The organism is Paenibacillus sp. FSL E2-0190, assembly GCF_037992965.1.
GTDB lineage: Bacteria > Bacillota > Bacilli > Paenibacillales > Paenibacillaceae > Paenibacillus_AQ > Paenibacillus_AQ odorifer.
On the sequence record NZ_CP150306.1, the window covers coordinates 2431964 to 2454981 of the forward strand.

Genomic DNA, 23018 nt, shown 5'->3' on the forward strand with positions numbered 1-23018 from the left:
ACCGATGAGTAGCACATCCAATCAAAAACATACTGCTATTCTGGATGCCGCATACGAGCTCTTCGGTTCAGGTGGATTTTACGAAACGAAGATGTCGGAAGTGGCGGAGCAAGCCGGGATAGCAAAGGGCACCGTTTATTTATACTTCAAGAGCAAGGAAGAATTATTCATGGCAGTGACGCGCCGCGATTGTGAGGGGTTTCTCCTGCAATTACAGGAAAGGCTGAAGGCTAGTGATACTTTGGCCGGTAAACTTTCGATCATTGCTAAACATCACTTGAATTATTATTATGAACGCAAGCGGCATACGAAGCTCTTTTTCCGTGCCCCTAACAATAATCCTGAATTAGTGGCGTATATGACTCAATTTATGGAGCAATACATGCAAGATGTGGTCAAGGTATTATTAGAAGGTGGAGCATCCGAGCCTGAGCTTATGGCACAGTCCTACATAGGGATGCTGGATCGTTTGAAGATGGATATTTTATTTGATCCGTCTTTTACGGAGGAGGACGCGTATAAACGCGCTGATTTCGCTGCTGGTCTTTTTATTAGAGGGGCCATGATCACCTGAATTTTGGATAGGATGATAGACCGGATAAATAGCATTGGTTAGATGCGGGCCGGTTTTATGAAAATATAAGGCAAGCGAGGAAATAGCATGAATATTATGACCGTGGAACATCTTTCCAAGAGTTATGGCGAGAAAGTACTCTTTAGCGACGCTTCATTTGGTATGGACGATCGGGATAAAATTGGCTTAATCGGTGTGAATGGAACGGGTAAATCAACCTTTTTACGGATTATTGCCGGTCTGGATACTCCGGATGGTGGACAAATTGCCATCGGGAATAATGTAAGAGTACAATATTTGGCGCAGAATCCTCCTTATGATCCTATGAATACAGTTTTGCAGCAAGTGTTCGCCGGGGATGATCCAGACCTTGCTACCATGCGTGAGTATATGGAGACTATGTCCCAGCTTGAACAGCAGCCTGGTAATGCTGAACTGGAAGGAAAACTAGTAAAGATTGGGCAGGCGATCGACGCTGCGGGAACATGGCATTTGGAGAGTGAAGCCAAAAGCGTGCTTACCAAGCTAGGCATCTTAAAGTTTGATGCGTTAATGGACACACTTTCTGGTGGACAACGTAAACGTGTGGCTCTGGCAGCTGCACTGATTACCCCCTCTGAACTGCTGATTCTTGATGAGCCTACCAACCATATTGATACGGATTCCGTGGCTTGGTTGGAGCAATATTTGCAGAAACGGCGCGGCGCTCTTTTGATGGTGACGCATGATCGTTACTTCCTGGAGCGTGTGGCTAGTGTCATGCTAGAGCTAGATGGTGGCCAGCTTTATCGTTATGAAGCTAACTATTCACGGTTTCTAGAGCTTAAAGCCGATCGAGAAGAACGAGAAGCCTCTGCCGAACAGAAGCGTAAGAATCTGTTGCGTACAGAGCTGGCTTGGATTCGTCGCGGTGCCAAAGCCCGTTCAACAAAACAGAAGGCAAGAATCGACCGCTTCGAGAAGCTGAAAGAGAGTACGGGAAGCAGCTCGAACGGTTCATTGGATATCTCTGTGGCTTCTACACGTTTAGGTCGCAAGATCATTGAAATTAATGACCTGTCGAAAGCGTTGGATGGTCGTCAGCTAATCAAAGATCTCAGCTATATCGCTGTACCCCAGGATAGAGTGGGCATCGTCGGCCCGAACGGCAGCGGCAAATCCACACTCTTAAATATGATTGCAGGTCAGCTGCAACCCGATAAAGGTGAAGTTCAGCTTGGCGCTACGGTTAAGCTTGGTTACTTTACACAAGAGCATCAGGATATGGATGACAGTATGCGTGCCATTGAATACGTGAAGGAAGAAGCAGAAGTGATACGGACAGCAGACGGCAGTGTGATTACGGCTGGTCAAATGCTGGAACGCTTCTTGTTCCCTCCTGCGATGCAATGGACACCGATCTCCAAGCTGTCTGGTGGCGAAAAAAGACGCTTGTATCTGCTTCGTGTATTGATGGGAGCTCCAAACGTATTGCTTTTGGATGAACCTACGAACGATTTGGATATCGGCACATTGGCTGTTTTGGAAGATTATCTGGATGAATTTCCGGGTGTCGTCCTTACCGTATCCCATGACCGTTATTTCTTGGACCGTACGATAGATAAGCTGATTGCTTTTGAAAATGGCGATATCCGGATTCACGTTGGCGATTATACGGAATATGAAGAATGGCTGGCCAAAAATGTACCGTCACGCATTGGAGAACCGAACAAAGAAGGAAGCTCAAAGCAAAAAGAGGCCGCGGACACTGCCAGCAACCCTGCAGCTTCAACGGCTCCCAAAACAAAACTCAAATTCAGCTTCAAGGAACAGCGTGAATATGAGGGCATTGATGAGCAAATTGAGCTTGCAGAGCAACGCTTGACGGATATTAGTGTACAGATGGAGGCAGCTTTTGCTGACTCTGGAAGGCTGCAGGAGCTAGTAGAGGAGCAACGCCTAGCCGAAGCAGAGCTGGAGCGTCTTATGGAACGCTGGACCTATCTGAACGAGCTTGCGGAGAAAATAGCTGGTAAGGCTTAAACCCGTTGGATGGCTTTGAATGAAAATAGGGGAGCTCTGTGTGGAAGATAAACTTAAAGCTGCCGTAGCCCTACGCAACGCTGGTAAAGCGGAAGAAGCCAAAATGATGCTGTTTGAGCTATATGAGCAGAATGCTGGGGACGCTGAACTTCTATATCAATTGGCCTGGACGCATGATGTGCTGGGTTTGGAGCGGGCGGCAGTACCCTTTTATGAGAAAAGCTTGGCGTTAGGATTACCTTCTGAGCAGAGAGTTGGCGCTCTATTGGGACTGGGCAGCACCTACCGGACACTCGGAGAATACGAGAAGTCAAAAGGTCTTCTGATGCAGGCTGTTCAGGAGTACCCGGAGAATAAGGAATTTCCGGCGTTCCTAGCCATGACCTTGCACAATCTTGGAGAGCATAGTCAAGCGATGGAGCTGCTGCTTAAGCTGTTGGCAGAAACCTCTGCGGATGAAGGGATAAGAAGTTACAGTAAGGCCATTTCTTATTATTCAGATAAACTGGAGCAAGTCTGGGATTGAGGCTGGCTTTTAAATCACAGTGATTCTTACAAATCACTACCCGGACACAGCTGACCTTAAACGCAGCATTATAACCCATTTGGAATGTTAACGGACACCACAATCGCTATTGACACTAAAAGCACCCAATACGTTCCTTTTTTGCGTGAATAACGTCGCTTGGGTCCGAAACAATGCTCCAAAGGCTAATAATTTGCGAATAACGCCATCTGGGTCCGTAAGCACCAGACAAAAGTGATGACCACCGGAAATTCCGGCAGTGTCTGTTGAAGAACAAGTGAACCACCAATAAACAAAAAAAGAGTAGGATCCTCCACTAATTGGAGAATTCTACTCTTTTATTTTTCTACTTATTTATTTCGTTCCGTCCACAGCAATCATTTGTACTACAGACCGAGAATCGCCGGGTACAATGATTTCCTTCGCATTCATCTGGGAAGAGCCATCTCCGTCCAAGAAGATGCCCTCCAGACCCTTAGCAGGAACTGTCTGGAGGATCGCTGAGCGGAACTCTGCCGCTGTTGAGAGCGTTGGGGTAACAATCAGCCAGAGCTTTCCTGTGATGTCATACACCATGCCTGAGCGCAGGCGTTTCTCATCAGCGTAAGGAAGATGCTCTTCAGCTACTGCCGCTTCCCATAAGTCTTCGTGTCCCAGATTCATACTAATGCCACCTTGCGCAAAATAATGCTGGCGATCAGTAATCTTCAATTCTTCTCCAGAAGAGACAACCTGTACGGAGAAGCTACGGCTGGCACCATCCCAGACAAGGGTTCCACGTGCGTATTTAGCATTGAACCAGCCAGACCCATAACCCTTCTGGGCTCCGTTGACTGGAGTATCATTCATGATAGCCATGGATAAAAGCGCATCTTGATAGAAAAAACCACCGTTAATCCCATATGCATTAACTTGCCGTAAAGGGACACCCGCGGCCCTGAGCTTAATATCTTCAGGTGAAAGTGACATCATATAGAGCTGCACGTTATCTGTACTCACTGTTTCCAAAAAGCTATAGGCGTGAGGAAGACCTTTAAAGGGATCTTCCTTATGATTTCTAAATACCAGAAACAACGATAGCGCTAACCCCACTATCAATAACACCAGAAGTGAGACGATAAGTCCCTGTCTGCGCCTCCAGAGCTGGTTCAGCTTGCCAGAGCTACCCTCAGTTTGTCCCCACATAAGCAGCGAGAAGCTTAGCAGTGTTCACTACAGCTTGCTTATGCGTACGTTCCATGGAGTGGGAGGCATGTACACCTGGGCCAATCAATGCTGCACGGATATTGTTTCCGCCTCTGAGCGCTGCGGAAGCATCGGAGCCGTACATAGGATAAATATCAACGGCATAAGGAATTGCTAGTGCTTCTGCCAGTTCAATCAAACGACCTGTCATAACATAATCGTAAGGGCCGGAAGAGTCTTTAGCACAGATGGATACATCGGTTTCTTTACAGCTGAGATCATCACCCATGGCGCCCATATCGACGGCAATCATTTCATTGATTTCACCAGGAATCCAAGCTGTACCATGTCCCACTTCCTCGTAGTTAGAGATGAGGAAAGAAAGGTTGTGGAGAGGTTTCCAACCTTCACGTTTAATACTTTCCAGCAATCCGAGAAGGGCAGCCACGCTTGCTTTGTCATCTAAATGACGGGATTTAATGTAACCGCTAGGCGTAATCACTGCACGTGCATCGAAAGAAATGAAATCTCCGACGGAAATGCCAAGCTTGAGTACGTCTTCTTTAGAAGATACCAGCTCATCAATACGTACTTCCATGTTCTCCTCTGATCGTTTGAAGTCACGAGCATCTGGATATACGTGAACAGATGGATGGCTGGTTAAGATGGTTCCTGTATAAGTTTTGCCGCTACGGGTATGGATCGTGCAGTATTCATTCTCAATGCTGTGCATGGCGAAGCCACCCACAGAGGTCAGACGCAGTGTACCATTAGCTTTAATCGAGCGGACCATGGCACCAAGTGTATCCACGTGAGCGCTGATGCCAATAGTACGAGAGGGATCTAGGCCAGGGACGTTAAGAATTACGCCGCCTTTTTCATTCCAGCTTAAAGGTACGTTCAGCGCAGCTGCTTCTTCAGCAACTAGTGTCATTACCTGTGCGGTGAAACCGCTTGGGCTGGGGGTGTCGAGTATTTTTTTTAGGATGGAAAGTATGTAGTCTTCATTAGGTTGAATGGTAATCATTAGTTAAGCCCTCCTGTTAAGCCATCATTGTCTGTGTTAAAAGAATCCAGTGAAGTGTCGGCATCACGAAGCTTGGTAAGCTCAGCAGTTAAGCTTTTAATTTGCTTTTGTAGTTTGTATTGACGAAAAATGCCGTAAGAGCCCACGATGATTCCGCCAATTAACGCGCAGCCAAGAATAACGAGTATAAGTGGTATATTAACCACATCAAAACCGAAATTGACTTGAACGGGATCAACGTTGATGACTGCGAATATGGCGGTTAGCAGCGCGAAGATTAGACCCGCAATTAGTGACCATTGAATTCTCATTGAATTCTTCCTCCTCAGGGGGATATAACAATATAAAATCCCCTGCCCAGATAGGGCAAGGGATTAATGTAATACTAAGCTCTCTGCCTTATTTGGTCAACTGTTCCATTTGCTCGATAACACTTTCGAACACACTCATCGCTTCGCGAATCGGCTCAGGAGACGACATGTCAACGCCTGCTTTTGACAAAATATTGATGGAGTAATCACTGCCACCGCTCTTCAGGAAGCCGAGGTAACGATCTACCGCCGGTTTACCTTCTTCAAGGATTTGTTTGGCAAAGCTAGTCGCTGCCGAGAAGCCTGTTGCATATTTGTAAACATAGAAGCTGTTATAGAAATGCGGAATTCGTGCCCATTCCATCTCGATATCCTGATCTACAACCATTTCTTTGCCGTAGTATTTGACATTCAGGTCGTAGTAGATACTTGAAAGATCTTGAGGGGTAAGCGAATCGCCCTCTTCAACACGCTGATGAATGATCTTTTCAAATTCTGCGAACATTGTTTGCCGGAAAATCGTTGTCCGGAACTGATCGGCATAGTAAGTGAGCAGATACATTTTTTCCTTAGGATCTGTAGACTTTTTGAGTAGATAATCCATAAGCAAAGCTTCATTGGTAGTTGAAGCAACCTCTGCAAGGAAAATGGTATACTGTGCATCCCGATAGTTCAGAGCGTTGTCTGAAAAATAAGAGTGTAGAGCATGACCCATCTCATGTGCCAGAGTAAACATACTGTTCAGATTATCGTTATGGTTCAGCAGGACGTATGGGTGTGTGCCATAAGGGCCCCAGCTGTAAGCTCCAGAGCGTTTATTCTCGTTCTCATAGACATCAATCCAGCCATTGTCGTAGCCTTTTTGCAGCACATTCAGATAATCTTCACCCAGCGGTTTGAGGCCTTCTTTGGTAATTTTCTTCGCTTCTTCGTACGTGATATCCAGCTTATATTCATCTACTAGTGGTGCAAATAGGTCATACATATGTAACTCATCCACACCAAGCAGCTTTTGACGCAACTTCATGTAACGGTGCATTAAAGGAAGACTCTCATGAATCGTATCGATCAGGTTGGTGTATACCTCTTTTGGAATGTTATCACCGTAAAGAGACATTTCCATTACAGATGGATACTTGCGGACGTGTGAGAAAAAGACGTTTTTGTTCACATTGGCGCTAAGCGTTGCTGCGATGGTGTTTTTTTGCTTACGATAGGTTTCATAGACTGCTTTAAAAGCATTTCGGCGAACCTCGCGATCGGAGCTTTCCAAGAACTTGATATAGTTGCCGTGAGTCAGCTCGACCTCTTTGCCATCTTCATCTTTAATCTTAGGGAATTTCAGATCTGCGTTGTTCAGCATACTAAAAATATTCTGAGGCGCTTGTGCTAGGTTTCCAACTTGGGCAAGCAGAGCTTCCTCAGCCTTGGACAATACATGCGCTTTCTCACGTTTCATCTCTTTTAAAGTGAAGGTGTAAGCGGACAGTTCAGGATCAGCAATAAATTGATCCAACTTCTCAATAGGCAGTGCCAAGATTTCTGGGGTTACAAAAGAAAAGGCTTCGCCTGCTTCGATCCCAAGCTTCTTCGCTTTGGAGGACAAAGCTTGATATTCAGGATTAGCAGTGTCTTCATCCTGACGCATATGAGCATAGACAAAAAGTCGCTCAGTGGAGACGGACAGCTTGTCATCCAGCTCAAAACATTGTTTCACAGCTTCTGCGGAATCAAGTTTACCTTGGAAATCAGCAGCTTTTTTGATCAGTGATTTAGCTTCAGCATATTCAGCATCCCAATCCTTCTGAGAGGCAAATATATCTTCAAGCTTCCAACGATTCTCAGCAGGTACTTCACTTCTCTTCAATAATTGTTCCATAGAAACCCTCCTAGAATGATGAGATGTAGTAGGCATAATCTCCCTCGGCAATACTGTGGATGATATTTCACCCGGTAGCAAGCTGAGCACAAGTAGAAGAGGGATGGACTTGAGTGTAATAGGCATGACGTCCTCCTCTTTGAAAAGTAGAGTCAGCTTATTATGTCCTGCTAAGTCCTGATTATTAATATTTAGTCTTCTTTATATGGTAGTTATGCCAATAAGCTATAAATAACAAAGATGAAAGCAAACAGAATCATTACGACCGCAGCCATGGCCATGCCCCGCTTTAGTTTCGGCGGGACACGATCCTTGGTCATAATTAATACTGCGCCTAGACAGAGGACTAGGACAACATAAATCGTGAGATTTTCGTTATTCATTTCCTGTTATACCTGTTTGAAAGCTGCAATGATGTTTTTGTACTCTTCTTCATTGTCTTTATAAGATTCTTTGTTGAAGCGGTTATTCACCCATTGCATCATCGCTGGACGACTCAGGAAGGTATGTGTTTCTTCTCCCCATTGATCGGAAATTTCGCGGAGTACAATGTAGCGGCCTTGAACTTCTACCGTCATCATATTCCATTTGTCTGTTTTGTATATTTCATGTTTTTTGATCATTATCATTACCACCCTGGCGATTTTTGGCTTTTGGCTCAATGATAACGCACTGGAGAAGGGAAAAGCAAATTAAATCATATATTAAGGGTTGGGTTTGATTGATTTGAACAGAAGATTGCAGTATACTATAGTTATACGCCATATATGGCGGTTATTTTTAGGAGGTTGTTCAATTGAAAGGTACAGTAAAATGGTTTAACGCAGAAAAAGGTTATGGTTTTCTTCAAGTAGAAGGCGGCGAAGATGTATTCGTACACTTCTCAGCAATTCAAGGTGAAGGATTCAAGACTTTGGACGAAGGTCAAGAAGTAGAATTCGACATCACTGATGGTAGTCGCGGACCGCAAGCTGAAAACGTAGTAAAATTATAAGAAACAGCAGGACAGTTAAGCTGTCTGCTACAAATATATAATTTACTTGGCAAGCCCTTGCAAGAGTGGTTACCAACTTACAGAACACAGTTCTTTCGGGAACTGTGTTTTTTTACGCCCACTATAGATGTTCTCCTAAATGAAAAAGGTCGTTGCACTCCATTGAAGGGGAGTGCAACGACCTCTTTGTATTATGGAATAATACCAACCCTAATTATAGGGAGGCTTTTTTGTTCTTTTTTCTGAAATAATTGATCGGCTCCAGGTTGGATTTCAATAAATGCTGTCCCAGAAACCCTGCAAAAGCAAGTAAGCTGAAACCCGTAGCCACTATATAAAAAATATAACGCCCCGCCTCTTGATAAATAATGCCGCCAAAGGTACCGCTAAGCAGCCCAGAGGCACTTGACCAAACGACGGTAAAAATGGCAAGACCTGTTGCCCGAAGGCGATCCGGGATAATCCGGGTGATATAACGGACAGATGTTACATAAAAAACACCAAATGATATACTGTGCATGGCTTGAATGGCAATCATTGAGCCTGGATGATCCGCCAGGGACATCAAAAGAAAACGCAGAGCATACATCAGACTCCCCAAGGCCAGCAAGGGCAATTCTTTGAATTTGTCGCCGTATCTGCTGAGGATAAATAATACAGGGATTTCACTAAGAGCTGACGCGAGCAATGCCCAGCCAATGATTTCCTCACCTGCGCCTAGTTGTTTTAGACTGATCGTCAGAAAGGCTTCGTTCATTCTATGGCCTAACGCGAGTACAAACACACAGCCGAAGAACCACAGCACCTCTTTTTGCAACAATATATCTTTAAGTCCATTTTTGCTATTATCAGCTTCAGCTGTGTCCTTATCTTGATTCGTTGTTTCTATAACAGCAGGTCTTTTAACATCCTTAAGACCTAGGGTAATTAAAAGTGCAGCAATAATGATGATGATACATAGGGTCAAGCTCCAAGTAGAGCCCAATGCTCTTAATGCATAGCCAACGGTTAGAGCAAAGAAAGAATAGCCTAAGGAGCCAAAAACGCGAATGGTAATGAAGTTCCGTCCGTGTCTTTCGGCAACTTTGATAGCCATTGTATCGGCAAGCGGAAAAACTGGGTAATAGAAGAAGTAGAAGAAGGACAAAATAAGCATGACAGATGAAAATTCGGCCGCTCTGGCTAATAGAAGACCAGTTACTAATTGACCCGCAAGTAGTATGAACATGATCTTTCGAACGGTGCCTAACTTATCGCTTATCATACTCCAGAATAGATTGGATAGGATGGAGATAAGGGGACCGAGGGAATACAAGTAGCCTATCTGAGAACTGCTAAACCCTAAATGTGTGTAGAATAAAGGAAAGTAGGATACTACAAGGACGCTGGTACCATATATGGTAAAAAGAAAGGAACGCAGCCAGTTTTGATCACTGTAAAGGCTGCCGGTCCGTTTTGAAAACATGGATTGCACTCCTCCGAAATTGAAATATGCCTAGTATAGCATAAAGCAATGGGGAGATGTTTTTAAAAACTGCTGTATTTCTGAATCTTTCATGATTTTACGAAAGTGATTTTGTTGTTTGTACAAATACGCCTGATCATATTATAATAAGTGGTGATTTGGATAAGGAGACAACAATGTGGAGGCACTGTCATTGAGTGAATTAGAGCAAGGCCGTTACCTTAGCCCGCGTGGTCCACTGGGACTTATGAACAGGGTCTATAAGTACGTGCTGCCGGAAGTGAGAGAATGTCTCCATTTCTGGCGCCAAGATGCGAACGGGATTCCCGATCCCGAGCTCCGGAAGCAAGCACTTGCCAGCATTGAAACTAAAGAGTTTCATTGCATAGGCGGTGGTATTTATGCCGCCGGCAATTTATCGATGAAACATATACTGATTCCGCTAATTGTTGCTTATCAAACTATCAGTGATTATCTGGACAACTTATGTGATCGCAGTACTTCGCTTGATCCTGCAGATTTCAGGCTGCTGCATCAATCTATGCTGGATGCTATTGATCCAAATGCTGAGCCAGGTAATTATTATGCGCTTCGAAGTGAACAGAATGACGGCGGATATTTGTACAGGCTGGTTCGTAAATGCCAAGAAATGATTTCTTTGTTGCCAGGTTATTCCGCTGCTGCAGCGGAGATTCGAGAACTGGCTGTGCTCTATACAGATTTACAAGTGTATAAGCACATCCGCCCGGAACTCAGGGAAACAGCCCTGAAGGAGTGGTGGGAGGAACAGGGCAGTCGAGCGCCGCATCTGCAATGGAATGAGTTTTCGGCTGCAACGGGATCAACACTAGGTGTATTTATGTTATTTCTTTCCGCATGTGATCCGAAGCTGAACCAAGCTTCTGCGGCTTCGATTCGAGCTGCGTATTTTCCGCATGTATGTGGTCTGCACATTATGCTGGATTATCTGATTGATCAGGAAGAGGACCGAGCAGGCGGTGATCTTAATTTCTGCAATTATTATGATGACACAGATACCATGCTGAGTCGGATCGCTGCAATGGTTGAGTGGGCCCGTAAGGATGTTCGAAATCTTCCAGAGTCTTCGATGCATCGTATGGTGATTGAGGGATTGCTGGCACTTTATTTATCTGATCCCAAAGTTAGCGAACAGCGGGAAGTTCGCTCTGTATCTAAAAGCCTGATGAAAGGCAGTCCGCTTACAAGACTGTTCTTCTTCGCTAACAGCCGTTGGATACGCAAACGCTTTTTGTAACCATGTCGCGAAGTTGTTTTTATAAGATGTATCAGGCTTCGCACAATTTTAAGGAGGAACAACAGAATGTCTAAAATTCAAAAAATCGCAGTATTGACTAGTGGTGGAGATTCACAGGGAATGAACGCCGCTGTTCGTGCGGTTGTAAGAAGCGCACTTTATTTCGGTATTGAGGTATTTGGGGTGCAACGTGGTTATCAAGGTCTGCTGAATCGCGATATTTTCCCAATGGATCTTCGCAGTGTAGGGGATATTATTCAACGTGGCGGTACTGTTCTGCAGTCTGCAAGATGTCTGGAGTTCACGAAACCGGAAGGACAACAAAAAGGCGCGGATATCCTTAATGAACTGGGTATCGATGGTCTAGTAGTTATCGGTGGAGATGGTTCTTATAAAGGAGCTAACAAATTAAGTAAACTTGGTATCAAGACTATGGCTTTGCCAGGTACGATTGATAACGATATCTCCTTCACAGACTACACTATCGGGTTTGATACAGCGGTTGGCGTTGTTGTAGACGCTATTAACAAGTTGCGTGACACTATGTCCTCCCATGAACGTTCTTCGATTGTAGAGGTTATGGGACGCCACTGTGGCGATATCGCGCTGCATGCTGGACTGGCTTCCGGAGCAGAAACAATTCTTGTGCCGGAAATGCCGTATGATTTGAATGAAGTTGCTGACCGGATGCGCGATAACTTTATCAGAGGTAAACGTCACAGTATCGTAATTGTTGCCGAAGGCGTTGGCAAAGGTGAAGATGTGGCTCAAGCTCTGAAAGACCGTCATGCTTCTCTGGATGCACGTGTTACTGTACTCGGACATATCCAACGTGGTGGAACACCAACTCCTGGAGACCGGAATCTGGCTAGCCGTCTTGGCGATTTTGCCGTACGTAAGCTAATCGAAGGTGAATCCGACAAGGCTTGTGGTATCATCAAAGGTGAATTAACTCTTACAGATATTGATCTCGTTGTAAATACGAAAAAGGGCTTTGACCTGGAGCTGTACGAGCTGGCTTCCCGTCTTTCCCAATAATTAGCGACGCTATATATAAAAAGGAACAGCTGCGAGATGCGCACTGTTCCTTTTTTGTGTAATATGGATCGTTAACTCTGTGGTTGTTCCTGTGTGTATTGTGCGGCATAACGCCGTTGAACTTTGATAAGCCGAGACAATAGCAGGGTCGCACCGATGGCAAGACCGGTAATAAGACCAATCCAGTAGCCGAATGCTCCTAGATCTGTATAAGTTGCAAGTACATAACCTGTAGGTAAGCCAATTACCCAATAGGCAATAAAACAAATGATAAAGGCTGGGTTAACATCCTTATATCCGCGAAGCGCCCCTTGAGTAGGTGTAGCAATTGCATCTGAGATTTGAAAAAAGATTGCATAGATCAGGAAATGCTGAATCAACGAGATGACATCGGGTTCATCTGAATATAGACCAGCTACATGATTTCCGGCAAACAAGAGTAATAAAGCTGTGGCCAGCGAAAGGATTGCCGCCAGCCCGATACCCATTATGGCATATTGGCGTGCATCCTTTTGTCTGCCAGACCCGGTCTCGAAGCCGACGAGGATGGTAAGGCTGATGCAAATACTGAGCGGAATCATATAGAGTGTTGTTGCAAAATTGATTGCTGCCTGATGCGCGGCAATTGTTACGGTATCAAATCGGCTCATTAACAAGGTTACAGCGGAAAAGACAGCCGTTTCGAAAAAAATCGAGAAACCGATGGGTACTCCGATTTTGAGCAAATCTTTAATGCTGTTTAACGATATGAAGTAGAAATTACGGAATAATCTGAGATTTACAAAGGCCTGAGAACGATATATGAACAGTAGAGCAACGGCAAATATAACCCAATAGGTAATGGCTGAAGCTACCCCTGCACCAACACCCCCGAGACGAGGGAATCCGAAGTTCCCGAAGATGAGCAAATAGTTCAAACCTACATTTACAGGCAAAGCTATTAGTGTAATACACATGGATACGCGTGTTTGCCCTAAAGCGTCTATACAGCTACGAAGTACCGTATATCCAAACAGGGGGATAATTCCGAACGAAATAGCACTGAGGAAGCGGAAAGCAACATCTCTTACACCAGGCTCCAAGTTCATAAAATTAAGAATAGGTGACAAGGCAAAGCTGCCAATCAGCAAGACGATGATCGAAACAATCAGTGACAGCCAAATACCTTGTGTGACTTGAAAGGCAACATCCTTATCTTTTTTGCTCCCGATGAGCTGTGAAACAATAGGTGTGATCCCCATAAGAATACCGCTGAGACCGGTTTGGATTGGAATCCAAAGACTAGTTCCTATCGCAACTCCTGCCAGATCGACGGTTCCGAATTTACCGGACATATTAGTATCAAAGAAGGTGATCGCGGATAAAGCAATTTGTGTAACAAGGATTGGGAATAAAATATGAAAAAATTGTCCTGCCTTTTGTTTTAAAGAGGTGGTCTGTATCATAATTCTGTGCCTCATTCTTTATGATTTTTCATGGAATAGGTTAAATAGTTCAATAAGTTTCCGTTAAAAGACCCGGCAGACGCCGGGTCTTTAGCATACGTATATCAGATCAGCTATAAATAATAAGGGCTGTATTCATTGTTTTTCGTAATCAACATCGGCTGTATAGCGATTGTTGGCGTTCCAGAGAAGGAACTCATCCACATTTTCATCTTTTAAAGCGCGGATTTGATCTTCCACCTGTTTTTTACCATATTTCACATAATGACCACTTCCGAGCCAGCTTGCTGTAAAGTCTTGAATCCAAGGCCGAATAACGGGTTTGTAGCTGCCCAGTGGATCAAGCTTCTTATGTGTATCAACCATGGAACCTTTGATTGTAGCGTAAGGATCTAAGTCGGGCTCTTTCACGCCAAACCATCCCGTTGAATAGTGACTTGGATAAACCATTGGACTGATAACATCCACATTCTTGGATATTTTAACAAAGTCTTGGCCGATACCCTCAGCAGGGGCAGATGCGGCATATCCAAAAATATCTACGGACACACGGACACCAAGTGGAGCTAGCTCTGCTTTGGCATATTTAACAAAATTAGATACAATTTCTACGCGTGAATCACTGGTTTTAGTGTATTTAAGGGTTTCAGCACGTTTTTCGAATCCTTCCGGAAAACGAACATAGTCGAACTGAATTTCTTTGAAGCCGAGCTTGACAGCCTCCTTGGCGATATCCACATTGTATTTCCAAACATCTTCATTATAAGGATTAACAAAGCTGTCGCCGCCTTTATTCTTCCATACAGTGCCATCAGAATTAACAAAAGACATCTGCGGGTTCTTCTTGGCAAGAATGGAATCTTTAAAAACAACAATCCGGGCGATAGGATAAACATCATGTTTCTTCAAACGTTCCATTAACTTGCTGATATCTCCAATAAAAGGCTGAGGGTTACCAAGCTTCTGAAGGTCGGCATTATCGGTCTTATACGTGATATAACCCGCATCGTCCTTAATGTCTATAACCATTGAGTTAAGTTCGGTTTGGTCAAGCAATGTAAGCAGCTTTTCCATTCGTTCCCCACCAGCACTGTAGGCGGTAACATAAATGCCTTTTACTTTGGGTGCGTCTGGCTGTGGATCGGTGTGTAACATACTTTCTGAGTTTGTTGCTTCAGGTGAAGCGCTTGGAGCTGGAGTTGCTACATTCGAATTGTTGTTTTGTTGTGCAATGATGGGGGGATTCATGGCGGACTTCAAAGCGATCGCCACTTCAGCGTCATGTTGGTTCTGTTGTACGCCTACGCTTCCCAAGGCCATCATCAGTAGAGCCCAGGTGATGTTCATTCGTTTTTCTCTCCCTTTATGTACTTTCCCCTAAATTATATAGGAACGGTTGCTCCCAAAAAGAACAGTGTTGTAACAATATTAGCTCAGGTTGGGAATAAAAAACCGCCTTTGTTGTTTATAAACGAGATGTATGGATTCGAAACGGTATGAAAAAAGTAAATGCCGCCTTAAATCGGCAACAGGGCCGAACCCAAGGCGGCAACTATCAAGACTTCTCTTGCGGCTTGCTCATTGAAGATACGCAGAATTCTGATGTTCACAGATGCTGTAATGGATAATATCCATGGCATCTGCAGGTTCCAGAATACTTAGCCCGTCTCGCAGAACGATTACTGAATTTAATTCGTCCTGTTTGAGAAACGGCATCATATCAGGATACCACCTCATGACGATTGCTGACAGTTTTACCGTTTCCATTTCCACAAAAATCACCCTTTCCTTTTTCGATAGTTCTGAATAGATTCAGTGTTCATCGGAAAACGAAGTGCTTTGGAAAAAAGAGGGGTAAATCTCAATCTTTATGAAATTGTTAGGGTTCTGCGTGTGTATAATATATCATAATTCTGAGTTTGGTGCATTTTCCAATACTAGGAATTTTTATTTCCTCATTTTGTCTTTCCGGAAGGAGCCCATGACACCCACTGTTTCAACAATATTTACAAAAGCTTGCGGATCTGTCGTGCGGATGATACGTTGCAGCTCTGCAAGTTCGTAGCGGGTTGTTACCGTCATTAGCATGTCCTTTTCAACGTGAGAATAAGCGCCTTCTGTTTTAATCTTTGTGACACCTCGTTGAAGGCCTATTAGATGTTGCAGTAATTCATCTGTACGGTTTGTTACAATATATACGGTTACTTTTAAGTGGCTGATATGAATCATATCCAACACTTTACCTGTTACATATATAGATACCATTGATGAAAGTGCTAAATTCCAGTTCTGGTCAAGATAAGCGGCCGCCAGGATAACTAGTCCATTTAAACTTACCACTACATTACCGACCGGGAAATCACGGTATTTAGTGATAATTGAACCCAAGATGTCAAAACCTCCAGAAGAACCTCCTGCACGAAAGGAGATACCACAGCCAATCCCAACAAGAACTCCGCCAAATACAGAGGACAGCAGCATATCTGTAGCCACCAGATGCTCGGGAATCACCGTTAAGAACCAGGTTGTAAACACAACGGACAACATGCTCATAATAATAAATCTCCGGCCTAACTGGAACCAGCCAGCAGCCAGCAGAGGAATATTAAAGAGCAAGTATAGGAGGCTTATGTTTAATGGAGTGAAATAACCCACTAACATGGAAAGCCCAGATACACCACCACTTAGTAAACGGTGTGGAATTAAGAATAGATTAAATCCACTGGCGATCAGTGCTGCCCCTAAAAAAACAACCAAACAATTCAAAATCTGTCTTAACAAGTAAATCCACCCTTATATATATATTTAAAAAAATAAAACATGAAAGCAATGAAATGAAAGGAACCCACTGGTATTCTCACATGTGTTTGTGATATAATGTATAGGATATTCTTGAGTAGAACGTTACAATGGTATTTTTGCATTGCATCGGATGTAAAGCTACAGTTGCTCAGGTACAACAAGGTACCTGATGATTAGGGAGGCTTTTCGTCCCAAAAGCGCTATATCATGCAGAAAATAGAGCATGATTGGACAGCCTATAAATGTGTTTACCGCTACTTAAGAATACAGACAAGCATGTGGAATGTCCACTGTATAGAAGGAGCATGAATAATTTGAAAACATTCGCAGAATTTGGCTTGGAGCCAAAAGTGCTACAAGCAATCACAGAGTTAGGATTTGAGGAGGCAACACCGATACAGGAACAGTCGATCCCATTAGCATTGACTGGGTCGGATCTGATCGGTCAAGCTCAGACTGGTACAGGTAAGACTGCTGCTTTTGGTATCCCCCTCATTTCGAAGATTAACCGTGAAGACGAAAAAATCTTGGCCCTTATTATGGCACCAACTCGTGAGTTGGCCATCCAAGTGTCAGAAGAAATTGGCAAGCTAAGCCGTTTCAAAGGTCTTCGCTCGTTGGCGATTTATGGCGGACAGGATATTGGACGTCAAATCCGTGGATTGAAAAAGAAACCACAAATCATTATTGGTACACCTGGTCGTTTGCTCGATCACATCAACCGTAAAACGATCCGTTTGGATGATGTTCAAACCGTTGTATTGGATGAAGCAGATGAAATGCTGGATATGGGCTTTATGGAAGATATTCAGACTATCTTGAAGCTCGTTCCTGTAGAACGTCAAACCATGTTGTTCTCTGCTACAATGCCACCAAACATTCAACGCCTAGCTCAACAATTTCTTAACAACCCGCAACATGTCTCCGTTATTCCGAAACAAATCAGTGCCCCACTGATTGATCAAGCTTATGTGGAAGTGCCTGAGCGTCAAAAGTTTGAAGCTCTTAGTCGTTTGATTGATATGGAATCACCTGAATTAGCTATCGTATTCGGACGTACTAAGCGCCGGGTTGATGAGCTTGCTGAAGCTTTGCAAAAACGCGGATATTCTGCTGATGGATTGCATGGTGACTTGTCACAGAACCAACGTGATGCTGTAATGCGTAAATTCCGTGATGGCAGCATTGACGTGCTGGTAGCTACTGACGTAGCGGCACGTGGTCTGGACGTATCCGGCGTAACTCACGTAATTAACTTTGACTTGCCACAAGATCCTGAAAGCTATGTACACCGTATTGGTCGTACAGGACGCGCAGGTAAAGAAGGTACGGCTTGGTCATTTGTTACTCCACGCGAAATTGATCACCTGCATTTGATCGAACGTGTTACTCGTCACCGGATTACTCGTAAACCTTTGCCAACAATGGCTGAAGCTATTGAAGGTAAACAACGCGTTACTGCTGAGCGTTTGCTTGAAGTGGTAGAAAGCGGAGAGTTGAACGAGTACAAAGGAATTTCTATTCAATTGCTTGAGCAATATGATTCCGTACAATTGTTGTCCGCAGCTATGAAGCTTCTCACTGGCGACAAGAAGGATTCCGCAATTGAATTGACTCCTGAAGATCCAATTCGTGCTAAACGTCGTGGTGGCAAAAACGATATCCGCAGTGGCCGTAAACCTAATGGTGGTTATGGCGGAAACCGTGGTACTTCCGGTGGCAGCGGTAGCGGTGGCGGATACCGTGGTAACCGTGATAATAACGGTGGCGGTAGTCGTGGTGGCTATAGCAGCGGTGGCAGCAACTACGGTAGCGGCAGTGGCGGCTATGGCGGTGGCTATAAAGGCAACCGTGATGGCGCACCAGCTCGTGACGGTGGTGCAAACCGCAGCGCAGAGCGTAAACCATACACTCGTCCAAGCAGCACGAGCACTCGTCCTGCAAAACGTGAAGATTTCGATAATTAATACTTCGTCAAGATACCAAAGAAGACGAGATGCCGCATTGCGGTTCTCGTCTTCTTTTTGCTGAAATATAAGGATGTTTGGTGTATTGTTGTGACCTTAGTAGGGCGCGAATTTGTTTTGTGAGATATTAGTATCCGAATGTACGAGTGATGATAACGAGCAAGATAAACAATACGAGGATCGTGCCTGTAGAAGTCCAACCGCCGAAGCCAACAGGTGTAGACATGAGATAACCTCCTTTAGAATGTGGGGATTTTGGTATTTCTTATGGTTACAATCCTAATATATGGACTATAAAGGCTTTACGTATAGACGATAGTCTATAATTCAGAAAGTTGGGCTATGGAAATGAGGAGGTCAAATGAGGTATAGTTAAGATATGTAGTATGTAAGAGACAGAGGAGGAAGGGAATTGGAGTTTAAAGGAGCAATGGGCGGCTTATACCGCGTCACAGAATGGATTTCACGTATCGCAGGAAGTAATATCTTATGGGCACTATGTTCCGCCCCGTTTTTGTTTTTTGGTGTTTTAAAGATGATTATGTTAGGGACAGGCGCAGGTGGAGCGAACGAGCAAATTACATTGAACTGGGCAATGGGGATTCTAGCGCCCTTTACGGTGTTTCCAGCTTCAGCCGCTTTATTTACTGTAGTACGTAAGTGGGTAATGGGGAATACGGATGTAGGAACTTTTCGTACATTTTTCCAGGGGTATAAAGAGAACTATGTAAAAAGCATGCTCGGAGGAGTTATCTATACATTGATGTTCGTTGTTATGTACGTTGATGTAACAGTTTACATGACACAAATGCCTAACTTCAGAATTGTTGGTATTTTGATGTTGGTGCTGATGATACTTTTGTCGGTATCCATGTTTAACTTCTTTTCCATTGTGGTTCATTACCAAATGGGCTTCAAGCAAGTGATGACCAATTCTATATTGCTGACTATAGCACGCCCAATTCGTGTGTTCTCTACATTGATTGCAGCCGCGGTTCTTGTTTATATCGGTCTTAGATATCCGGCTCTGTATTTCATTTGTATTCCAACGTTGATTGCAATGGCGGCCTTCTTTAACTTCTACGCTACTTATAATAAGCTACAGCTGCAAGTAGAAAAGAAGAAACTGAAAGAGCAGGAAGAAGCAGAAGCAGCAGCATTGAACAATCGGGCGGATGAATACGACGACGATGACGATGATGATGACTACGAGGATGAAATTGATGAAAAGGACACCAAACGCATTTAACAAAATGCTGGATTAAGCGTTGGATATTTCCAGGTAATTAATTCCTGTGTAAAAATAAAGCGCATACAGGTTTACTTTTTCGTTAAAACGCAATATAATAATAACAAATCCTGCGATGTACGTTACGGTTACTCGTTGTTTTGAACCAATGATAATGTCTTGGGAGATCTACACGAAGCGCAGCTGAACCGCCCTGTCTATATGACTTGGGGAATTCAAAAACGTTTTCTGCGATCACCCACCTGCTCTAGCAGGTTCAGAAGACACTGTAGCCGGACGGCATAAGCGGGTTTTCTCTTGTTTAAGCCAAGGCGCCCTGTTTCCCGTGAATAATGGGAGCGGGCGCTTTTTTGTATGTCTGGAATAAAGGGAAAGTGAGTTATACCCTTTTGTTCCTGAGACAAGAGTGTTACACTTATAATAATGAACTTGGGATTTGTAGAGGGGGAAGAATTTTGTCGTTAAAAAGAACCTTGGTTGGCTTATTCCGCAGTCATGATGGAACAAGCGACCGCGCCAAAGATCCGACATTAAAAACGCGTTATTACAATCTAACTAAAGACAAAGCATGGGAAGAAGTTTCATCAACTTTAAAGAAAGTTCCTGGATTTAAGGTGCTTCACGAAGTGGAGTCTGTAGGTGAGATTACTCTTGAGAAAAGAACGGCATTTGGCCGTACGCTGGACATTACGGTATCGGTGCTAAATACGACGCCTGTTCGTTGTGGTGTAGATATGTATTCTGCATCTAGAGGTTCACTTGGTGATCTCGGGGCGAATTACCGTGTGATTCAACGCTTGTATGCATCTTTGGACAAAAAATTAGGAAAATACAAAGCAGACTGAATTTTAGAGGCCCGTCAAACCCTTCTTGCTTAGGGGTAGTATGAATGCGTTTACGTAAACGGTGAGCTGCTCAGTGTGTTATCGATAAATCTTTCTATTACAAAAAAAGCGGGAGAAGGATGGACCTTCTGCCGCTTTTTTAACAGAGATAATTAAGTATTGTTGGAATAACCGCTACTGATTAAAGAATTAGAGCAGCTTCTTCACAGCAGCAATAGCATCTTCATAGTTAGGGTGCTCGGTCATTTCACTCAAATATTCAACATATACGATCTTGTCGTTCTTATCCAGAACAAAGATGGAGCGCATATCTAAGCGGAATTCTTTAATCAGCACACCATAGGCTTGTCCAAATGAGGTTGCTTTGTGGTCGGATAGAGTAATAACTCGATCGATACCGGCAGCACCGCACCAGCGAGCTTGGGCAAACGGCAGGTCCGTGCTTACCGTGAGAATTACCACATCGTCACCAAGCTCTGCGGCTTCACTGTTGAACCGGCGGGTCTGTGCGTCACATACCCCGGTATCAAGAGAAGGGACAACACTGATTAGCTTGATTTTACCGGCATAATCACTTAGAGACACGTCTTCTAGAAGATTCTTGCTCAGAACAAAATCGGGTGCAGGATCACCAGCTGTTAGCTTAGGTCCTACGAGAGTGATGGGGTTGCCTTTAAAAGTAGCTACGCCTGTTTTTTCTTGCGTCATATCCTTGTTTTCCTCCTCGAATTATAATATTGGATTCTTACTGCCACAATAAATTATAATCTTAATAGCAGGAAGATGTCCAACCGGACAAGATATATATGTAAAGGGATGGGTGTTATGATATTTATTCGGTACGAAAATTGGAAAAGTTATGTCCGGTATTATCCGGTAACCTGTCTGCTCATATTGGCCAATGTGATCATGTTTATCCTGACGGTAATTAACGGAGGATCAACAAATATTCAAACGCTTATTGATTTTGGTGCTATAGTAGATGTGAGTCCGTACAAAGAGGAACTGTGGCGCTATCTGGCCGCTATTTTTTTACATAATGGGTTTTCCCATCTGTTCTTTAATTGCTTCGCTCTCCTGGTGTTTGCACCGCCTCTGGAGCGATTGCTGGGCTGGTGGCGTTATGCGCTGCTCTATGTGGCGGGTGGTTTTCTGGCAAATCTGCTTACAATTGCGATTAGTGCCCGCTCAGTAGTAGAGGTTGGTACGGTTTCGGTTGGTGCTTCTGGAGCAATCTACGCCATTTATGGTGCATTTTTATACATTGCCGTTATTCAACGGGCGATGATGGATGAGGGCTCGCGTAAGACTTTATACGGATTGCTAATGATCGGGATCATTATGTCGTTTGCTACACCGAATGTGAATTGGGTTGCACATCTCGGAGGTTTGGTTTCTGGCTTTTTCGTATATGGGCTAATTATTCGTATATTCAAAAAAAGCCTAAGACAGGGGCGATGATGGAGTGGAGCTAAGACAGCTGCAATATTTTTTAAAGGTAGCTCAAAAAGAACATGTAACAAGAGCGGCAGAAGAGCTTCATGTAGCGCAGTCTGCGGTAAGCCGTCAGATTCATCAGCTGGAGCAAGAGCTTGGGGTTGATCTATTCATGCAAAAAGGGCGCAATCTGCAGCTTACCCCTGTTGGGCAGCTCTTTTGCAAGAAGGTTGAGAGTATCCTTAAGGAGCTGGAGCATTCGGTAAATGAGGTGCATGAATTTCTGGATCCCGAGCGTGGTGAGATTCGGATTGGATTCCCGCATAGCCTTGGCACACATCTCATCCCGACTATCGTTGCAGATTTTCGTAAGTATTATCCTCATGTCAAATTTCGTTTTAAACAAGGATCTTACCCTTCTTTGATAAAAGACGTATTGTCTGGCGAAGTGGATTTAACTTTCATTTCGCCTTTTCCGGAGAATGATGAGCATGTCTCGGGGGATATTGTAATGACTGAAGAGTTGTTTGCGATTCTTCCTCAGAATCACCGGCTGGCAGGAGAATCTGAAATTCGGTTGGAACAGCTGCAAAAAGAGAAGTTTGTTCTATTCAGCCAAGGCTATTCGTTGAGACCTATCGTTTGGCAAGCTTGCTTGCAGGCGGGATTCCAACCGCAGATTGCTTTTGAAGGTGGAGAGACCGATACCATTCGTGGTTTGGTGGCCGCAGGGATGGGTGTAAGCCTGCTTCCGGAGATGGCGTTCTATCAGACGAATCCTCTTCAACCAGCCCAGGTGAAGGTTGTGGAGCCTGCGGTGACGAGAACGGTTGGCTTGATCTACCGTACAGATAGTAAATTACCGCTGGTGGCACGTTCCTTTCGGACTTTTTTAATCTCCTACTTTAAAGCTAGGCAAAATAATACCCCGGTCGGCTCTTAGCCTTCCGGGGTTTTTGTTGTTTAGAGGTATGTG

Annotated in this window: 24 protein-coding genes and 1 other RNA gene; 12 read left to right on the forward strand and 13 right to left on the reverse strand. The window is 44.1% G+C overall.

Features of this window, described 5'->3' with window-relative positions; all coding sequences use genetic code 11:
• The first annotated feature begins 4 nt into the window (after positions 1–4).
• From NST25_RS10325 to NST25_RS10335, 3 genes are all read left to right on the forward strand, one after another.
• Positions 5–574, forward strand: a complete 570-nt coding sequence (locus NST25_RS10325; RefSeq protein WP_036689257.1) for a TetR/AcrR family transcriptional regulator — start codon at positions 5–7, stop codon at positions 572–574.
• Between the two features lie 87 nt (positions 575–661).
• The gene (locus NST25_RS10330; protein ID WP_340393934.1) at positions 662–2596 is read left to right on the forward strand and encodes an ABC-F family ATP-binding cassette domain-containing protein; all 1935 of its coding nucleotides are present in this window, start codon (positions 662–664) and stop codon (positions 2594–2596) included.
• Between the two features lie 40 nt (positions 2597–2636).
• Positions 2637–3122, forward strand: coding sequence for a tetratricopeptide repeat protein (locus NST25_RS10335; RefSeq protein WP_249267663.1), 486 nt, complete (start codon positions 2637–2639; stop codon positions 3120–3122).
• Between the two features lie 354 nt (positions 3123–3476).
• On the opposite strand, the gene NST25_RS10340 is transcribed toward NST25_RS10335, so the two are convergent.
• The 6 genes from NST25_RS10340 to NST25_RS10365 form a co-directional block, all read right to left on the reverse strand.
• On the reverse strand, positions 3477–4214 hold the full coding sequence (locus NST25_RS10340) for a hypothetical protein (protein ID WP_340393935.1): 738 nt from the start codon (positions 4212–4214) through the stop codon (positions 3477–3479).
• A gap of 76 nt (positions 4215–4290) precedes the next feature.
• Positions 4291–5331, reverse strand: a complete 1041-nt coding sequence (locus tag NST25_RS10345; protein WP_076125158.1) for a M42 family metallopeptidase — start codon at positions 5329–5331, stop codon at positions 4291–4293.
• 2 nt (positions 5332–5333) lie between these two features.
• Entirely contained in the window at positions 5334–5645 is a 312-nt protein-coding gene (locus tag NST25_RS10350) for a lipopolysaccharide assembly protein LapA domain-containing protein (RefSeq protein WP_042126298.1), read from the reverse strand.
• 88 nt (positions 5646–5733) lie between these two features.
• Positions 5734–7524, reverse strand: coding sequence for an oligoendopeptidase F (gene pepF / locus NST25_RS10355; RefSeq protein WP_248549265.1), 1791 nt, complete (start codon positions 7522–7524; stop codon positions 5734–5736).
• Positions 7525–7736: 212 nt separating this feature from the next.
• Positions 7737–7907: a hypothetical protein gene (locus NST25_RS10360; protein ID WP_036689267.1), complete on the reverse strand. Its 171-nt coding sequence runs from the start codon at positions 7905–7907 to the stop codon at positions 7737–7739.
• A 6-nt stretch (positions 7908–7913) separates the two neighbouring features.
• Entirely contained in the window at positions 7914–8147 is a 234-nt protein-coding gene (locus tag NST25_RS10365; RefSeq protein ID WP_036689271.1) for a hypothetical protein, read from the reverse strand.
• Positions 8148–8320: 173 nt separating this feature from the next.
• On the opposite strand from NST25_RS10365, the gene NST25_RS10370 reads away from it, so the two are divergent.
• Positions 8321–8518: a cold shock domain-containing protein gene (locus tag NST25_RS10370; RefSeq protein ID WP_036689272.1), complete on the forward strand. Its 198-nt coding sequence runs from the start codon at positions 8321–8323 to the stop codon at positions 8516–8518.
• A gap of 214 nt (positions 8519–8732) precedes the next feature.
• Here the strand turns inward: NST25_RS10370 and NST25_RS10375 are convergent, their stop codons facing one another.
• Positions 8733–9983, reverse strand: a complete 1251-nt coding sequence (locus NST25_RS10375; protein ID WP_076125115.1) for an MFS transporter — start codon at positions 9981–9983, stop codon at positions 8733–8735.
• 193 nt (positions 9984–10176) lie between these two features.
• Here NST25_RS10375 and NST25_RS10380 point away from each other — a divergent pair, with 193 nt between their 5' ends.
• The gene (locus NST25_RS10380) at positions 10177–11259 is read left to right on the forward strand and encodes a tetraprenyl-beta-curcumene synthase family protein (protein ID WP_036689648.1); all 1083 of its coding nucleotides are present in this window, start codon (positions 10177–10179) and stop codon (positions 11257–11259) included.
• 66 nt (positions 11260–11325) lie between these two features.
• Positions 11326–12297 (forward strand): 6-phosphofructokinase, encoded by a 972-nt coding sequence (pfkA, locus tag NST25_RS10385; protein WP_036689277.1) that lies wholly within the window; start codon positions 11326–11328, stop codon positions 12295–12297.
• 71 nt (positions 12298–12368) lie between these two features.
• Here pfkA and NST25_RS10390 read toward each other — a convergent pair whose 3' ends face one another.
• From NST25_RS10390 to NST25_RS10405, 4 genes are all read right to left on the reverse strand, one after another.
• Positions 12369–13742, reverse strand: coding sequence for an MATE family efflux transporter (locus tag NST25_RS10390; RefSeq protein WP_076125117.1), 1374 nt, complete (start codon positions 13740–13742; stop codon positions 12369–12371).
• A gap of 135 nt (positions 13743–13877) precedes the next feature.
• Entirely contained in the window at positions 13878–15089 is a 1212-nt protein-coding gene (locus NST25_RS10395; RefSeq protein ID WP_076125118.1) for a putative glycoside hydrolase, read from the reverse strand.
• 231 nt (positions 15090–15320) lie between these two features.
• On the reverse strand, positions 15321–15509 hold the full coding sequence (locus tag NST25_RS10400; protein WP_036689649.1) for a hypothetical protein: 189 nt from the start codon (positions 15507–15509) through the stop codon (positions 15321–15323).
• Positions 15510–15689: 180 nt separating this feature from the next.
• Positions 15690–16523 carry a YitT family protein gene (locus NST25_RS10405; protein ID WP_036689285.1) on the reverse strand — a complete coding sequence of 278 codons (834 nt, stop codon included), beginning with the start codon at positions 16521–16523 and terminating at the stop codon, positions 15690–15692.
• 335 nt (positions 16524–16858) lie between these two features.
• Here NST25_RS10405 and NST25_RS10410 point away from each other — a divergent pair, with 335 nt between their 5' ends.
• Positions 16859–18511, forward strand: a complete 1653-nt coding sequence (locus tag NST25_RS10410) for a DEAD/DEAH box helicase (RefSeq protein WP_036689288.1) — start codon at positions 16859–16861, stop codon at positions 18509–18511.
• Between the two features lie 127 nt (positions 18512–18638).
• On the opposite strand, the gene NST25_RS10415 is transcribed toward NST25_RS10410, so the two are convergent.
• Positions 18639–18737 (reverse strand): hypothetical protein, encoded by a 99-nt coding sequence (locus NST25_RS10415; RefSeq protein ID WP_036689290.1) that lies wholly within the window; start codon positions 18735–18737, stop codon positions 18639–18641.
• Between the two features lie 186 nt (positions 18738–18923).
• Between NST25_RS10415 and NST25_RS10420 the strand changes: the two genes are divergently transcribed.
• The 3 genes from NST25_RS10420 (at position 18924) to NST25_RS10430 (ending at position 20605) form a co-directional block, all read left to right on the forward strand.
• Positions 18924–19760 (forward strand): DUF624 domain-containing protein, encoded by an 837-nt coding sequence (locus NST25_RS10420; protein WP_076125120.1) that lies wholly within the window; start codon positions 18924–18926, stop codon positions 19758–19760.
• 104 nt (positions 19761–19864) lie between these two features.
• A non-coding RNA gene (ssrS, locus tag NST25_RS10425) (6S RNA) lies at positions 19865–20056 on the forward strand.
• Positions 20057–20215: 159 nt separating this feature from the next.
• Positions 20216–20605 (forward strand): DUF1499 domain-containing protein, encoded by a 390-nt coding sequence (locus NST25_RS10430; protein ID WP_036689295.1) that lies wholly within the window; start codon positions 20216–20218, stop codon positions 20603–20605.
• Positions 20606–20794: 189 nt separating this feature from the next.
• On the opposite strand, the gene tpx is transcribed toward NST25_RS10430, so the two are convergent.
• Positions 20795–21313 (reverse strand): thiol peroxidase, encoded by a 519-nt coding sequence (gene tpx / locus NST25_RS10435; protein ID WP_076125122.1) that lies wholly within the window; start codon positions 21311–21313, stop codon positions 20795–20797.
• Positions 21314–21430: 117 nt separating this feature from the next.
• On the opposite strand from tpx, the gene NST25_RS10440 reads away from it, so the two are divergent.
• Positions 21431–22066: a rhomboid family intramembrane serine protease gene (locus tag NST25_RS10440; protein ID WP_076125160.1), complete on the forward strand. Its 636-nt coding sequence runs from the start codon at positions 21431–21433 to the stop codon at positions 22064–22066.
• Positions 22067–22070: 4 nt separating this feature from the next.
• The gene (locus NST25_RS10445) at positions 22071–22985 is read left to right on the forward strand and encodes a LysR family transcriptional regulator (RefSeq protein WP_076125124.1); all 915 of its coding nucleotides are present in this window, start codon (positions 22071–22073) and stop codon (positions 22983–22985) included.
• The last annotated feature ends 33 nt before the right edge of the window (positions 22986–23018 follow it).

Excerpts from the sequence above, each read along its gene's own strand:
- tpx (WP_076125122.1), bottom strand. The coding sequence starts at position 21,313 with ATGACGCAAGAAAAAACAGGCGTAGCTACTTTTAAAGGCAACCCCATC.
- NST25_RS10330 (WP_340393934.1), top strand. The coding sequence starts at position 662 with ATGAATATTATGACCGTGGAACATCTTTCCAAGAGTTATGGCGAGAAA.
- NST25_RS10415 (WP_036689290.1), bottom strand. The coding sequence starts at position 18,737 with ATGTCTACACCTGTTGGCTTCGGCGGTTGGACTTCTACAGGCACGATC.
- NST25_RS10440 (WP_076125160.1), top strand. The coding sequence starts at position 21,431 with ATGATATTTATTCGGTACGAAAATTGGAAAAGTTATGTCCGGTATTAT.
- NST25_RS10365 (WP_036689271.1), bottom strand. The coding sequence starts at position 8,147 with ATGATCAAAAAACATGAAATATACAAAACAGACAAATGGAATATGATG.
- NST25_RS10350 (WP_042126298.1), bottom strand. The coding sequence starts at position 5,645 with ATGAGAATTCAATGGTCACTAATTGCGGGTCTAATCTTCGCGCTGCTA.
- NST25_RS10360 (WP_036689267.1), bottom strand. The coding sequence starts at position 7,907 with ATGAATAACGAAAATCTCACGATTTATGTTGTCCTAGTCCTCTGTCTA.
- pepF (WP_248549265.1), bottom strand. The coding sequence starts at position 7,524 with ATGGAACAATTATTGAAGAGAAGTGAAGTACCTGCTGAGAATCGTTGG.
- NST25_RS10375 (WP_076125115.1), bottom strand. The coding sequence starts at position 9,983 with ATGTTTTCAAAACGGACCGGCAGCCTTTACAGTGATCAAAACTGGCTG.
- NST25_RS10400 (WP_036689649.1), bottom strand. The coding sequence starts at position 15,509 with ATGGAAACGGTAAAACTGTCAGCAATCGTCATGAGGTGGTATCCTGAT.
- pfkA (WP_036689277.1), top strand. The coding sequence starts at position 11,326 with ATGTCTAAAATTCAAAAAATCGCAGTATTGACTAGTGGTGGAGATTCA.
- NST25_RS10390 (WP_076125117.1), bottom strand. The coding sequence starts at position 13,742 with ATGATACAGACCACCTCTTTAAAACAAAAGGCAGGACAATTTTTTCAT.
- NST25_RS10325 (WP_036689257.1), top strand. The coding sequence starts at position 5 with ATGAGTAGCACATCCAATCAAAAACATACTGCTATTCTGGATGCCGCA.
- NST25_RS10395 (WP_076125118.1), bottom strand. The coding sequence starts at position 15,089 with ATGAACATCACCTGGGCTCTACTGATGATGGCCTTGGGAAGCGTAGGC.